We start from the raw sequence: 13,934 nt of genomic DNA on the forward strand, positions 1-13,934 counted from the left end.
TGTGCTGGCCGGGGCGCCGGATGAACCGGCGGGTGGGCACGGCGGCGACCGCGCCGCCGGTGGTGGCGGCGCGGTCGCCGGACTGGATCCGGACTGGATCTGGGCTGGTTCGGGGCCGCTGGCCGTGCGGTGGTGCTCAGCCCGCCGTGGTGGTGGTGTCGCTCGGTGTCGCCGGTATCGTCGGTGTGGCAGGCATCAGGTGCCGCCAGACGTGGCCGTTCCAGAACTGCCAGACGCCGCCGACGGGGGACGGGCCTGCGGCGCGGAGCCGGTCACACGCGGCGGTGACCATCTGCGGGCTGCTCGGCGCCGGGGTGAGCCGCCGCAGGGCCAGGACGGTGCCGGTGTTGTCGAGCAGCCTGGCCAGCGTGTCGCTGGCGGCGGTTGCCTCGCTGGTCGCCGCGGCCAGCAGCGCGTCCTCGGCGAGTGCGTCGAGGACGGCGGCCTCGGTCATCGGTTCGCCGCAGCGGCGGGCCGCCGCCACGTACGCCGCCCAGCCGGCCGGGTCGAACCGGCCGGTCGTGGCGGTCAGCCGCGCCGAGACCGGGGTCCTGCCGGGGGCGGCGACCCCGACGGCGGCGGCGACCGGTTCGCCGGCGTAGCGCAGCTCGGCGGTGTACCCGCCGACAGCGCTGTCAGCGCTGGCGAGGCTGCCGATGGTGTACGGGTCGGGCGGCACGATCGTGTACGGGCTGTGGGTGAGCAGGACCCATTCCCGCTCGTGGCCGGGTTCGGGCAGTTCACCGACGATGCGGGCGCAGTCGTAGGGGTCGACGGCCTCCCAGCACCACGACCGGCCCATCACCACGTACCGGCCGTCGGGGCGGGGTTCGATCCGCTCGACCGCCTCCGGGTCGTCGTGCAGGACGGTGGAGTCCGCGACGATGACGTCGCCGTCCCACCACAGCCGCGAGTACACCTGGTCGGTCTGCCGGTCCAGGTCACCCTGCGGCACACCGGCGGCGGCGAGGTCGGCGCGGTAGGCGTCGCGGGTTCGCTGCTGGTCGGTGACGATCGCCTCCGCCACCGTGCGGGTGCAGGCGAACACCGCCCAGCCGTTCCACCGGTCGATCAGGGTGCCGACGTAGCCGGCGGTCAGCGGGAACCCGCTGTCGGGGTCGGCGCCGGTGTCGTTCCAGTCGCCGGAGAACACCCCGACGCTGCCGAACGTCACCCGGTCCGGGTGCAGCGCCGACAGGTCGCGGCCGTCTCCGGTCGGGTGCAGCGTGCGCCGGCACGCGGCGGCGACCGCGTCGATGACCGCGGCGCTGAACCCCTCGAGGTAGGCGGCTTCGGCCTGCTGCCGCTGCTCACCGGTGAGCCCGGCCGCCGCTTCGACGTGCCCGGCGGCGTTCGTGCCACGGTGACCGATGTGGTGGCTGGCGGTCCAGTCGGCGTCGGCGCTGGGCAGGGTGTCCAGGATCGCGGGGTCGCCGTCCTCGATGCCGGCGAGGATCCGGCGGGCTCTGACGGTGGTGTCACCGCCGGCCCGTCCGCCGAGGGTGTTCTGGGTCCACCACTCTGCGGCGTCCACGCCGTCGGTGCCACCGACGATGCGCAGGGCGTCCAACAGGTCCGGCACAGCGATGGCCATGTCGGTGCCGGTGCCGGTTGCGGTGGCCGGGTCCGCGGCGGGGAGGGCGGTGAGGGCGGTGAGGTCGTCGCCGGCGTCCAGGAGCATCGACAGGGTCGAGCCGTTGTCCCAGGTGACGTCGACGCGGTGCTGGGCAGGGTCGACGCGGCGGACGGTGCCGTGATCGCCGGGACGCAGATGGGTGTGGGGGTCGGTGGTGCGGACCAGCGCGACGCGCTGTCCTACTTCGAACTGCATGTGGCACTCCACTTGTTGGTTGGTCGGCGGCTGTCGCCGCCGAGGACGGAATGAGGTGGTTGGTGGCGCTCCGCCGCGTCGTCGGTGGGCATGGCGAAGGACCGCACCGGCCAGCGGCAGGTGCGGTATGTGACCGGCTCGGATGTGCTGCCGCCGGCGTGGCGGTCGGTGTGGTGTGAGCAGGCGCCGGTGGCGGGGCTTGCCGCCGCTGCCGCACCGGGAGGGGCAGGACCACCGACGGATGGCGGCGGTGGCCGGTATGAGGCGTGGCGCAAGGCGGCGATGACCTGCCCGCGGATCGGGTGAGCCGAGCAGGCTGACGCGGGCCGATCGGGTCGCGGGGTTACGTTGCGCCGGCTCCTGCTGATCAGCTCTGCGGCATCAGGGGGTCGGGTTGTCCACGTCGAGGCCGGGTCGCTGCCGTTCCACCGCCGGCAAGGCCCGCGCGGGCGCCTGCCAGCTGTCCTCGCCGCCGGCGGCGGGTGTCGTTTCGGCGGGCAGGGCACAAAGGGCGCGGACCTGTTCGGCGTAGGCGCCGCCGATGCTCTACGGGTCGGCGCATGGACGCTGCACAAGGTCGCGGGCCTTCTTCGCCCACGGCCCGGGCCGGCCCCACTGCTGCTCGCGGCGGCGGGGGGCCGGGCGCCGGCGGTTCATTGCGGGCCGCTGCGTGACAGCCCGATCGTGTAGGTGTCCTCGTCGTGGACGTCGATGAGCAGGGCGCGGTAGCCGCGGACGGCGGCGACGCGCATGGCCTGCAGCAGGGTCAGCTGGCGGCCGTCGCGGCTGCGGCTGTAGACGTCGTGCAGGTGGAGGTGTTCGGCGAAGTCGTCGCCGCCGATGGCGGTGCGGTAACGGTCGTGGCTGGTGGCGTCGTCGGCGGTCCAGCCGTCGGCGTAGACGACCTCGTAGCTGCTGTGCGGGTCGGCCGGGTCGACCCGCAGGCCGGGTTCCCCGCCGGACATCAGGTAGACACCGGCGTCGGCGACCCACACCAGCGCTCCCGGGCAGGTAATGCCGTCCTCGTGTTCGGTGAAGGACTGGCTGTGCTCGGGTGCCGCGGCGGCGTGTTCGGCCAGCCGCAGGACGGCTGGCAGGTCGAAGTACAGGGTGGTCACGGGCTGGGGCTCCTTCAAGGAAAGTCGCCGGCGTCCCGCGGGAAGCGGTGACGCCGGCGGGCGGACAGGACTCGTGGACAGGACTCGTGGACAGGACTCGTGGGCGTGGTGGTGCGTCAGCGACGGTCGCGGCAGCGCCGGACGGGTTTGTCCCCGGTCAGCGGCGGGACGGTGGCGGCGCTGGTGGGGTGGTAGCGGCTGACACCGACGGCGTGGGTCTTGGCGTGGTACATGGCCTCGTCGGCCTCCCGCAGCAGGGTGCGGGCCGCGACGCCGAGCCGGCCGGTGGTGTAGCCGACGCTGACGCGGATGGCCACCTGCCCGCCGCCGTCGAGCGCGACCGGCGCGGACTCGACCGCTGTCGCCGCCAGCCACGCGGTCACACCGACCTCGTCCCGGCCACCATCGACGAGGACCGCGAACTCGTCGCCGGACAGCCGGGCGACGATCCGCACCGGTTCGGGCAGGTCGGTCAGCCGCTGACCGACGACGGTGAGCAGGTCGTTGCCCGCCTCGTGGCCGTAGGTGTCGTTGACCGCCTTGAACCCGTCGAGATCGAGCAGGATCAGACCGAACGGCAGGCCCTCGACGGTCGCCCGGCGCAGCGCGGTGAGCAGGGTGCGGCGGTTGGGCAGGCCGGTGGTGTCGTCGTGACCGGCCTGGTAGGCCACGACACGCAGCAGGTATCGCAGCCGCAGCAGCGGCACGGCCATGACCGCCGCACCGGCGAGCACACCACCAGCCGCGGTGAGCACGGATTCCAGGAGAGGAGACAATGGGGACACTCCTTCGTGAGTGGGAGTGCCGAGGGCGGGCGCGGTCGCGGCGAAACGTCCGGCGCCCGCCCTCGGGCGGTTCCCGGACCCGGGTCAGGCGGACGCGGGGGCCGGCGTCGGCGCGGCGGTCGCCGCTGGTGCAGGTGCCTGCGCGGGACCGGCCGGGCTGGCTGGGGCGGCTGGGGCGGCTGGGTCGGCGAGCAGTTGGAAGCTGGCGGGCTTCTCGACCGCCAGGACGGCTTGCGCGCGGGCGATAAGGCGCTGCGCGGCGAGGACGACCGCTCCGGCGCTGGCCTTCGCCAGACCGGTCCCCTCCTGCGCGCTGTTGATCAGCTTGCACAGCTCGCTGACCTTGTACGCCCGGTCGGGGTGCGACCGCAGGATGGTCAGAATGCTGCGGTCCAGGGCGCCTGGCTCCCGCCGCTTCAAGCCGGACTCGTGTGACGAACCGGGCACCGCGTCGGGCGCCGCGTCGGCGCCGTGCGCTGTACTGGTGTTGTCTGCAGCCTCGACTGCATCATCCACCGCGGTGGGGGCGGTGTCCGTGTGGTCGGCGTCCGATGCGTCTGCGGGGTCGCTGCCGATGACGCTGGGGGTGCCCGACGTGTCGGGCGTTGTGGAGGATCGGCTGGCCGGCCCTACGCCACAGGTGTCCGGGGTCTGCACATCGGCAGTACCGTCCGGTTCTGCGGTGGTGCCACCGTCGCGTTCGGCGCCGGTCAGGTCGCTGCTGCCGATGCTGGTGCCGGTGCCGGTGCCCAGGTCGGTGATGTCGTCGCCCGGCTCGTCGGCGGCGGCGTCCTCGGCGCCGGTAGCATCGGTCTGGGGCGGGGCGGGCTCGTCGAGCGCGTCGCCGTCGGTGATCGGCTGGTGCCGTTCCTGCGCCGGCGTGTCCGGCTCGTCGAGAGCCTCGACGACGACCGCCCGGTCGGTGCTGGCATGCGGGTCGTTGTCACGCGGCGATGTCGTGGCTAGGGCACCGGTCGGTGCGACCGTGCCGCCTTCGGTGGCGAGGTCGCCGGCCGGTGCGGTGAGGGTCCGCGCGAGTGCCCGGCCGGTGTCCGTCAGCTGCCATACGGTCTGGCCGTTGTCCGCCTTCGCGGATGCGGCGAGTCCGGCGGTGTTGAACTTGCGTAGCTTCGGGGTGACCGTGGAGTACGCCGTCCCGGTGCGCTTGGCGAGATCGCCGGCGGTCTGCTGACCGAGATCGGCAAGCGCGGCGAGGAGCTGCTGCGACTTGACGTCCAGCGGCAGTACACCGGCTGCGGCCGAGCCAGGGCCGGTGGTGTCGGGTGCGGGGTTGGTGCTGCCGGGCATCTGAGGCCCCTTTCTCCCTGCGCGGGCAGGGGATTCGTGGTGAGGCGTGCACTGATGCACGCTTGACCGGCACGTGAAAGCAAGTCGGATCGACCGGACTTCGACCGGACTTCGACCGGACTTCGGCATGCACGGGTGGCGCTGCGGCACGGTGACCGCACACGCTGGCCGCTCGCCCCGGGCCGGTGACGGATACGCATGCGCGTCGTCCTGTCCGGAGCAGGGCAACGCGCGGCTCCTGCGGGCCACGCCGGGATCGGTGAGCCCGCGCCGCGTGCACCGCAGACGGCGATACCGGCCGGCCCGTAGCTACGGACCGGCCGGATGGGACACGGTGGGTGGGTCAGCGGTGCCCGGCGTGCGGGTCGGCGGCGAATGCCGAGCGGACCCTGTACGGGATGGCGCCGCGGTCGCGGTAGGCGGGCAGGTCCTCGCGGCCCGCGTTGGCGGCCCACCAGCTCCGCACGGTGCCCGCGTCGCCCGCGGCGATGCCGGCGGCGGCGTGGCCACGCGTGACGGGACGCTGCCTTGGCAGGCGCCTGCCGGCGGCGATGAACGGGGCGAGCGCGGAGCGGAGCCGACCCAGGTTGGCCTGAGACAGGTCGATCTCGTAGTCGACACCCTCAAGGGCGAAGCGGTAGGTGCCGACGCCGTCGGTGCTCGCGTCGAGGTCGTCGGTAACGACGATGCGGGTCAGTTTCGCCATGTGCTTGGACTCCTCGGTGGTCAGGGACCGCAGTGCCTCGCCGCCCATCCGGCAGCGGACACGCGGTCAGACGTGCCGGATGGCAACTGGGCCGAACGGACAGACAGGCCCAGCCGCGGAACCACGGTCGATAGGTCATCGACGTACTTCTTTGCGAACGGCCGGGCAGGTGGTGGGCTGGTGAAAGGGGCAAAGGGCGGCCGGCTCCGGCCGGTGTTCGGCATGCGCCCCGGCCCGGGGTACCGGGCGGTGCGCCGGTGCACGTTCCGGCCGCCGTCTGGGCTGGGATCGGGTGTGCCGCCGGCGCGGCGTCGGTTCGTGCGTGATGGCCCTTTCCGCGGAAGCGGGACGTGGATGGCTGCGAGAGCGGGGCACGTTGGGGTGGACCGCCCAACGTGGCGGCGACCAGCGTTGATGTGCGGGTGGTGAAGCCGGTCGGGCAGCGCACCGCGACGTCCCCCTGGTTCAGGGATGTGGGCAAGTGGGCTGTCCCGACCGGTTCCGGTGGTGGCGCGGCGCGGTGGAGGTCAGGTGCGGTGCGGGCGGGCGAGCTTGCGCGAGCCGACGATCACACCGGTGGTGTCCCGGACGTGTTCGTGCGGGACGAGCAGGTCGTCGCGATCGGCCGCGGCGAGGCCGACAACGAGGGACACGACGTACCAGGTGCCGGGTACGGGGCCGGGCAGGGCGCTGGTGGGGTCACCGTCCGGGGCGAACGCGACACGTTCGACCGGGATGTCCTCGCCGAGGTCTTCCTCATGCAGGACGCGCTGGGTGAGTCTGGCCGGCTGATGCTGTGTGGAGGGCGGAATGACCTTGAGGCAGGTGACCGTCCCGGGTTCGACTCGGTCCGGGGTGCCGGCCGGGTACAGGTGCAGCGGGTGCGGCGTCAGGTTTACGATCATCGATCCTCCTTGGGGTCCGCGCAAGCCGGTCCAGCTGGCGCGGTGGCGATGAGACGGGGACGAGATGGCGGGGTGGAGCCGGTCGGGCAGCACACCGCGAGGTCCCCCGAGTACAGGGATGGCGAGTGGGCTGTCCCGACCGTTCCGGTGCGGTTCAGAGGGCAATCGCGAGCAGTCGCTGGTCCTCGTCGATGGAGGCGAGGTAGTGGTTGGCCTGCTCGAGGTAGGTCACCCGGTGGGCGAACGCGTCGCTGGCCGGGCTGAGGCGGTTGCCGTCGGCGGCGATGACCGTGTCAGCGGTCAGGGTCGTGGTGGCGCTGTAGTGCTGGTAGGCCGTCGGGCCGGCTTGGAACATCTCCAGTTCGCGGAGGTTGAGCCGGCCGGCGCCGTAGGTGACGGCGTTGTGCATCCGCATCGCGATGACGCGGGGCTGGTTGTTGTACCTGGCGATGGCGTCGTCGAGGGACAGTTCCGCCGGGTCGGCGAGGTGCCGCTGCAGCAGCTGCGGCCACGGCGTCGCGGGGCGGGTGCCCTGCACGACGCGGGACCACACCTGATAGCGGACACCCGCACCGACAGCGGCGGCGTGGCGCATGCCGGCCAGGTCGAGCAGCCGGACGGGGCCTCCAGCGCAGTAGACGGGCCGGCCCTTGCGGGGGTCGACCAGTTGGCTGCGCTGCCACATCCACATGCCGGGCGTGGCCCAGAAGCGGGGTGACAGGGTGCCGGAGACACCGAAGTGCTTGTCGAGCTGACGGCTGATCAGTGCCTCAGCGGGCAGCTCCTCCGGCACGCAGACGATCATGGTGTTGATCGTCGGGACCAGCTGGGCGCTGCGGGTCGGCGCGGTGCCGTCAGAGGTGGAGCTCTGGTTCGAACTGGCGGTCTGGCCGGTGACCGGCTTGGTGCGGTTCTTGCCCATGAGGGTCCTCCTTGAGTCGTGGGCGCCTGAGGGCGCGCAGCGGTGACCGGCCCACCGGTTTCGTGGGTCGGTTCGGACGAGGTGTTGGGGTTGGTGGCGCTGGGGTGCGGCGCCGCGATGCTGGTGGCTTGGTGTTGGTGGCTTGGTGTGACCTGGGGGTCGCCGCGCGGTGCGGGCACCGACCGGCCGGTGAAGGCGGGTGGGTGGCGGGCACCGGGTGGTGCGGCGGGGTGTCCCTCAGGTGGGACCGAACCGGGTGGAGAGATATATGGGGGTTGTGGAGTGCCGTGAACGGTAGCGGCTGCCGCTCACAGTGCCCGCTGCCGCCGTGTCCGGCGCAAAGCGGGTGTGACCTGCGCTGTGAGCGGTGTGTTGCGGGCAAGCCGCGTCGAGCGTGATGTCGCTGCGAGACGACACCACGCTCACAAGTGATCTTGTGGTCTGGCAGTCGCTGATGGCTGCGACGTGTCGATGACGGCGCTGCACGGCGTTGACCTGCACTGTGAGCGCTCGGCGCCCGTCTCGTGGCCGTTGCTCGTGGCAGTTGTTCGTAGGTGGGCGGCCGGGGCGGCGCGTCGGGTGCGGGTCAGTGGTGGTAGTGGCCGGGGTTGGTGCCGGAGCGGGGGCCGTGGTCGGACGGCAGGTCGTGCAGGTACCGGCGGTGGCCGGGGTTGGCGGGCAGGTCGGTGGTGAGGGTCCAGACCCGCCCGGCCGGGTCGGGGCCGTGCACGGCGGTGGCGACCGGCATCGGCGTGCGGACCCCGGCGAGCAGGCGCAGCACGCTGGCCTGCCGCGCCGGCGTGGGCAGCCACAGCAGGACCGGGTAGCGGGGCCCGAACTCGGTGAGGCGGGCATATGCGCGCAGTTTCGCGATCACCCTGGGGAGGTCTTCGGTGTCGCGGTCGTGCTCGAGGAAGAACCCGACGGTGCGGCCTTCGGCGGTCCAGATGCCGTGTCCGTCGGGGCGGATGTTGGACTGGGCGTAGACGTTGGTGGCGTGCTGCTCGGACCACCAGCGCAGCAGCGCGCTGCCGGGCTGGTGGCGGGCGGCGGTGAGCAGGTCGATGAAGAACTGGTTGACGCCGAGCAGGTGCGCGGCGCTCGCGCTGGCGGCGATGCGGCGGGCGCGTTCCAGGGAGGTGCGCGGGGTCTTGGCGTGCCGGTGGTCGGGGTCGTGGTAGGCGTCCGGGTACAGCTGGAGTCCGACCGGGCCGAGGGTGTAGAGGTAGGGCACGGCGGTGTGCTCGAGGTTGGGGTAGGCGAAGCGGTACACCACGTCGAGGCGGTGCAGGGTGGTGAGCCGTCGTTGTGCGGTGCGCCGGTTGTCGAAGAACGCCGCCGCGATCTGCGGTGTGGACAGCAGGTAGTGCTCGGCGAGCAGCGCCAGCAGGGCGTGGTCTCGGGGCACGATGCGACGGAACACCGCGAGCGGGTCGGTACGCACGGCTCGGGCACCGGATACCGCACCGCCCGGTACCGCGGCACCGGACACGCTGTGGTTGGCGGGGCCGGACAGGCCGGATCGGGCGCGGACGGGGGCCGGACGGAAGGCGGAGTCGAAGGGTGGGATGTTCGGATCGCTGGATGACATGGGTGCTGGTACTCCTGGGCAGGAAGAGATCCCTCGTTTGCGAGGGGTGTCTGGCGGGTGCGGGCAGCCTGAGCGGGTGCTGTCAGGCGCACGTGCTGCACTGACAGCGCAGGTCAGGCATGTCGGGTGGTGTCGCGGCGGGACGCGGGAACGTCCAGCACCACGACCGGGTCGGCGACCACCTCGGCGACGCCGCTGGCAGCGGACGCCGCCCAGGCGACGCCGGGAGCGACGTGGCGGGCACGGCGGTCCTCGGCACCGGTCCGGCGCCGGCCGGGTTCAGGACCGGGGCTGCTTCGGACGGGCACGCCGGCCGTCACCACCACCAGTGCCGCCGCCGCTGTCATTGGTGCCGCGGCTGGTGGCGTCGCGGTGGGGCTGCTTCGGTTGGGACAGCCGCTCGATGAGGGTGTCGATGGCGCTGGTGTCCTGTTCGGGCACGGCTCCGGCGGCGGTCTGCCGGATGGTGAGGGCCTCCCCCACGACCGGTTTCGGGGGTCGGGTGCGCATGGTGAAGGCCGGGGTCTGGCGGCCGTTGACGACGAGGCGGGCGGCGGCGGTGTAGGCGTCGAGGTGGGACAGGTCGTGCTCGTCGAGTTCGGGCAGCGTGTGCCGGCCCAGAACCCGGGCGTCCTCCGGTGCGACCGTGAAGTAGATCTTGTTTCTGGCGTTGGAGGACGCGGCGGCGAGGAGGTCTTTCGGGAACTGGGCGAGGTCCTGGTGGGCCAGGACCAACGAAAGCCGGTACTTGCGGGCTTCGGCAAGCATCGAGTCCAGCGAGTTCGCCAGGGTCAGGAAGTTCTGCGCCTCGTCGATGATCAGGGTCGCGTCACGCCGTTGCTCGGGCGTGACGGTCGCCCGGGCGGTCGCGGCCTGCCATACCTGCGCCAGGACGAGGGAGCCGAGCAGCCGGGTGGTGTCCTCCCCCAGCTGCCCCTTCGGGATCCGCACGAGCAGCGCCCCGCCGTTGAGGACCTTGCCCATGTCGAAGCTGGACTTGGGGAACCGCATGGTCTTCTTCACGAAGTCCCTGAGCAGGAACGCCCGCAACCTGGCCAGGACCGGGCCGATGACCTGGGAGCGCAGCGCCGGGTTGAGCTCGTCGTACCACTGCCAGAACCCGGACAGCCCGGCCGGGTCGTCCAGGTCGACGGTCATCGCCGAGCGGAACTGTGCGGAGTTCAGCAGCGGCGGGATGTGCTGCAGGGTGACGTTGGCGTGGCGCAGCAGGGTGAGGCAGGCGACCCGCATGACGTCGTCCATGCGCGGGCCCCAGGCCTTGGCGAAGATGTTGGCGAAGATGGACACGATGTTGTCCACGACGAGGTCGGGGTCGTCGCCTTGCAGGGGGTTGAGGCACGGCGGGTTGGGTTGGTCCGGGTCGTAGATGACGAGGCGGTCGGCGACGCTGGCGGGGAGCCGGTCGAGGATGTCGGTGACCATGTCGCCGTGCGGGTCGATGACGACGGTGCCGCGGCCGGCTTTGATCTCGTCCACGGCCAGGTTGACCAGCAACGTGGTCTTGCCGGAGCCGGTGGAGCCCACGACGTGCAGGTGGTAGCGGGCGTCGGGGACGGACAGCCCGACGCTGTGGCCGCCGACCTCGGCGTCGCCGAGGACCTTGATGCCGCGGCCGCCGGCCGGGACCGCGACCGGGGCCGGCATCGGCTTCGCCTGCGCCCGGTCCAGGCCCGGCACGGCGAGGTCACGTGGGAGCGCGGCGAGGACGGCGAGTTCACCGCCGTTGACGAGGAACCCGCCGCCGAACCGGCGACCGGCCATCGTCGTGACGGGCTGTGGCATGCGGGCGCGGTGGGCGAGGCGGTTGCGGGCGGCGTAGACGGCGAAGGACGAGGCGACCGCGTCGGCGACGCCACGCAGCCGGCCGGCCGGGTCGCCGCCGCGGCGGGCACTGCTGTTGGTGGTGGCGAGGGCGTAGCGGATCCCGGCGGTCCACAGCGGCTGTGCGGTCTTGTCGAGGATGGCGCGGACGTCGCGTTCGACGCCGGGGTCGCGGCGGCCCGCCGGCTGTCCGCCGCCGCCCGAGGCGCGCGGCTGCCGGCCCGGCAGGAACGCTTCGAGCAGCCACAGCAGCGGCGCGGCCGGGTTGATCACCGGCGTGGCGGTCCGCCCGTCGCGCAGCCGGGCGGCGGCCCGCCGCGCCCGCGCCGCCCGCCGTGGCGGGGCAGGGCGGGTGAGGATCTGCACGCAGGCGTGCTCGCGGGGGCGCAGTTGCGCGCCGGCGGCGATGAGCGCCCGCAGCGGGTCGGCGTCGAAGTCGGTGTTGAACGGCAGCCATTCCGCGGCCTGGGGCAGCAGGTGCCCGCCGACCGCTGCGGTGGCCTGCAGCGGGATCGGTGGTGGCGCGTCGGGGTCGGTGGTGGTGGCCGCGGCGGGCCAGGCGGCGCGGATCGCGGCCTCGACCGCGCCGGGTGGGACGGTGCCGGGTACCCAGATGGAGATCAGTAGTTGCCGGCCGGTCCACGTGTACTGCCACACCACGTGCGGGCATCCGTAGAGCAGCCGGTGCCGCCGGGACGGGGTGAGCACGCCGTGCAGGTTCGCCCACAGGGCGGCGGCGTTGTGTTCCTCGACGTTCGGCGGCGGGGCGATGGTGACGAGGCGGGCGCCGGTGGCGTGGTGACGGTGCCGCCACCCGTCGAGCACGTTCCGCCCGGCCACCCATGCGACGAGGAGCGCGGCAGCGATCACGGCGAGCAGCCACGGCCGCCCGGCCGTCCAGTGCACGGCGTCGAGCAGCCACACCGCGACCGGCGAGGGGGGTGGAGCCCCGGAACCGTCGCCCGGCCCGAACAGGCTGGACGGGCTGGACGGGCTGGACGGGCTGGGCGCCGGTGGCGGCGGTGCGAGGAACGCGATGCCGGGGTGCGGTGGGATGGGCCGTGCCAGCGGTGGCGCCGGGATCGCGTCCCGGTCGGGGGTGGTCACAGCAGGTCCTCCTCATCGTCTGGGTCCTGCAGGTCGAGCAGGTCGGCGGGTTTGGTGGTGGCGAGGAGGTGCTCGCTGGGTGACGCGATCGACTCGAACGCGGTGCGGTTGGTGCCGGAGATGAGCAGGCCGTGGCCGGTGCGGGCGGCGAGGAGCATCCGCCGTTCGCCGGTGGTCAGCCCGAACGCGTCGCCGACGGCGTCGATGGCTTGCGGGGCCTGTTTGAGCAGGATCTGGGTGGCGGCGTTGGAGACGACGGCCATGCCGAGGTCGGTGCCGAGGACGTCGGCGACGTCCTGGGTGATGACGGTCAGGCCCGCGTTTCGCTTCCGACCGGCCTTGCTCATGACGTGCAGGAAGCGGGCGCCTTCGCCGTCGCGTAGCAGCAGCCACGCCTCGTCGACGACGACGAGGCGGCGGGTGGCGAGACTACGGCCGCCCGGGGTGCCGGGGGCGTCGACGCTGCGCCAGATCGCGTCGAGGGCGAGCAGCGTGCCGACGGTGCGCAGCTCGTCGGGGAGGTGCCGCAGCGACCACACCACGAGGTGCCCGCCGGGGCGGGTGGTGGTGGGCCCGGCGAACAGGTCGGCGAAGGAGCCGTCGACCCAGGGTGCGAGGCGGGCGGCGAGCTGGGCGGCGTGCGGGTCGGTGTCGGCGCGCAGGGTGCCGGCGAGGTCGGCCAGCAGCGGGGCGGGGCGGTGGTGGGTGGCGGGGTCGGCGGTGATCCCGGCGGCCCGGTAGGTGGCCAGGATCGCCCGGTCGAGGGCGGCGCGTTCCTGCGGTGGTGGCTGGTGGCCGAGCAGGACGGCGATGAGGGTGTGCAGGAACAGGCCGCGGCGGGTGAGCGTGTCCGGTCGGGTGTCCCCGGCTGGCAGGTCGAGGGGGTTGATCTTCACGCCGGGCCGGCCGAGCCGCACGACGGTGCCGCCGACGGCGTCGGCGAGGCGCGGGTACTCGTCCTCGGGGTCCACGATCGACACGTGCACGCCGTCATACAGGTTGCGCAGCACGTCGAGCTTGACGAAGTAGCTCTTGCCGGCGCCGCTTCTGGCCAGGACGACGCAGTTGTGGTTCTCCTGCGCCCACCGGTCCCACCACACGATCCCCGAGCTGTCGGGGTTGATGCCGTACAGGACGCCGCCGGTGGTGGCCGGGTCGCCGGGCAGCGGCGCGGGCAGGTCCGCCGACGCGAGGGGGAACGCGGCGGCGAGGGCCTGGGTGTCCATTGTGCGCAGCATCCGCAGGCTGTCGGTGCCCAGCGGCAGGGTGCTGGTCCAGCCCGGCAGGTGCCGCCACGTCGCCGGCTGCACCTCGATCAGCGTGGACGCGGCGGCGGCCTTCACCTGCGCGCACGCGTCGAGCAGTTCGGTCTCGGTGCGGGCGTGGACGGTGAGGTACAGCCCGACCCGGAACAGTTTCGCCGCGCCGCGGGCGAGGCGTTCGGCGAGGTCGGCGGCGTCGTCGGCCGCGGCGTCTACGGCGGGGTCGGTGAGTTTGCCGTGCACCGCGTCGGCGCGGCGGGAGGACTCGAAGCGGGCACGTTGGGTGCGCAGCCGCTTCGCGGCGATGGGTGCCGGGAGCGGGTCGATGTGCAGGGCCAGGTCCAGGCGGCCTGGCCAGCTGAGGAGGGGTTCGAGCCAGGCGGGGCCGACCTCGGCGGGGTAGCCGGTGACGACGAGGGTGGCGGCGTAGCCGTCACCGACGCGCAGCATCCGTGGGGTGACCTCGACCGATGCCGGGGCGACCGCCGCCGCCACACCTGCGGTGCGGGGCAGCGCCGAGGCGTCCGCCGTGCTCGCGGCCGTCGGGCCGGTCCAGG

At 73.2% G+C, this 13,934-nt stretch carries 11 protein-coding genes; all 11 read right to left on the minus strand.

Features of this window, described 5'->3' with window-relative positions; translation table 11 throughout:
* Positions 1 to 136: 136 nt before the first annotated feature.
* On the minus strand, positions 137 to 1,831 hold the full coding sequence (locus tag AB0H83_RS35145; protein ID WP_360102701.1) for a DUF4314 domain-containing protein: 1,695 nt from the start codon (positions 1,829 to 1,831) through the stop codon (positions 137 to 139).
* Between the two features lie 653 nt (positions 1,832 to 2,484).
* Positions 2,485 to 2,949 carry a DUF3085 domain-containing protein gene (locus AB0H83_RS35150; RefSeq protein ID WP_360102703.1) on the minus strand — a complete coding sequence of 155 codons (465 nt, stop codon included), beginning with the start codon at positions 2,947 to 2,949 and terminating at the stop codon, positions 2,485 to 2,487.
* A gap of 116 nt (positions 2,950 to 3,065) precedes the next feature.
* The gene (locus tag AB0H83_RS35155) at positions 3,066 to 3,725 is read right to left on the minus strand and encodes a GGDEF domain-containing protein (RefSeq protein ID WP_360102705.1); all 660 of its coding nucleotides are present in this window, start codon (positions 3,723 to 3,725) and stop codon (positions 3,066 to 3,068) included.
* 93 nt (positions 3,726 to 3,818) lie between these two features.
* Positions 3,819 to 5,042 carry a hypothetical protein gene (locus AB0H83_RS35160; protein ID WP_360102707.1) on the minus strand — a complete coding sequence of 408 codons (1,224 nt, stop codon included), beginning with the start codon at positions 5,040 to 5,042 and terminating at the stop codon, positions 3,819 to 3,821.
* Positions 5,043 to 5,385: 343 nt separating this feature from the next.
* Complete coding sequence (locus AB0H83_RS35165) at positions 5,386 to 5,748, minus strand: histone-like nucleoid-structuring protein Lsr2 (protein WP_360102709.1); 363 nt, start codon at positions 5,746 to 5,748, stop codon at positions 5,386 to 5,388.
* Positions 5,749 to 6,275: 527 nt separating this feature from the next.
* Positions 6,276 to 6,653, minus strand: a complete 378-nt coding sequence (locus AB0H83_RS35170) for a hypothetical protein (protein ID WP_360102711.1) — start codon at positions 6,651 to 6,653, stop codon at positions 6,276 to 6,278.
* Positions 6,654 to 6,807: 154 nt separating this feature from the next.
* Positions 6,808 to 7,575 (minus strand): hypothetical protein, encoded by a 768-nt coding sequence (locus AB0H83_RS35175; protein WP_360102713.1) that lies wholly within the window; start codon positions 7,573 to 7,575, stop codon positions 6,808 to 6,810.
* 586 nt (positions 7,576 to 8,161) lie between these two features.
* A complete protein-coding gene (locus tag AB0H83_RS35180; protein WP_360102715.1) occupies positions 8,162 to 9,019 on the minus strand; it encodes a replication-relaxation family protein in 858 nt (285 codons plus the stop codon).
* Positions 9,020 to 9,279: 260 nt separating this feature from the next.
* Positions 9,280 to 9,474, minus strand: coding sequence for a hypothetical protein (locus AB0H83_RS35185; protein WP_360102717.1), 195 nt, complete (start codon positions 9,472 to 9,474; stop codon positions 9,280 to 9,282).
* The gene (locus tag AB0H83_RS35190) at positions 9,446 to 11,926 is read right to left on the minus strand and encodes a DUF87 domain-containing protein (protein WP_360102767.1); all 2,481 of its coding nucleotides are present in this window, start codon (positions 11,924 to 11,926) and stop codon (positions 9,446 to 9,448) included. The genes AB0H83_RS35185 and AB0H83_RS35190 overlap by 29 nt, the downstream gene beginning before the upstream one ends.
* A 185-nt stretch (positions 11,927 to 12,111) precedes the next feature.
* On the minus strand, positions 12,112 to 13,827 hold the full coding sequence (locus AB0H83_RS35195) for an ATP-binding protein (protein WP_360102769.1): 1,716 nt from the start codon (positions 13,825 to 13,827) through the stop codon (positions 12,112 to 12,114).
* Between the last annotated feature and the right edge of the window lie 107 nt (positions 13,828 to 13,934).

The organism is Dactylosporangium sp. NPDC050688 (assembly GCF_040654515.1).
Classification (GTDB): Bacteria; Actinomycetota; Actinomycetes; order Mycobacteriales; family Micromonosporaceae; genus Dactylosporangium.

Bases quoted from the DNA above. Each gene is read 5' to 3' on its own strand.
- AB0H83_RS35145 (WP_360102701.1), bottom strand. From the start codon at position 1,831: ATGCAGTTCGAAGTAGGACAGCGCGTCGCGCTGGTCCGCACCACCGAC.
- AB0H83_RS35160 (WP_360102707.1), bottom strand. From the start codon at position 5,042: ATGCCCGGCAGCACCAACCCCGCACCCGACACCACCGGCCCTGGCTCG.
- AB0H83_RS35165 (WP_360102709.1), bottom strand. From the start codon at position 5,748: ATGGCGAAACTGACCCGCATCGTCGTTACCGACGACCTCGACGCGAGC.
- AB0H83_RS35170 (WP_360102711.1), bottom strand. From the start codon at position 6,653: ATGATCGTAAACCTGACGCCGCACCCGCTGCACCTGTACCCGGCCGGC.
- AB0H83_RS35175 (WP_360102713.1), bottom strand. From the start codon at position 7,575: ATGGGCAAGAACCGCACCAAGCCGGTCACCGGCCAGACCGCCAGTTCG.
- AB0H83_RS35195 (WP_360102769.1), bottom strand. From the start codon at position 13,827: ATGCTGCGCGTCGGTGACGGCTACGCCGCCACCCTCGTCGTCACCGGC.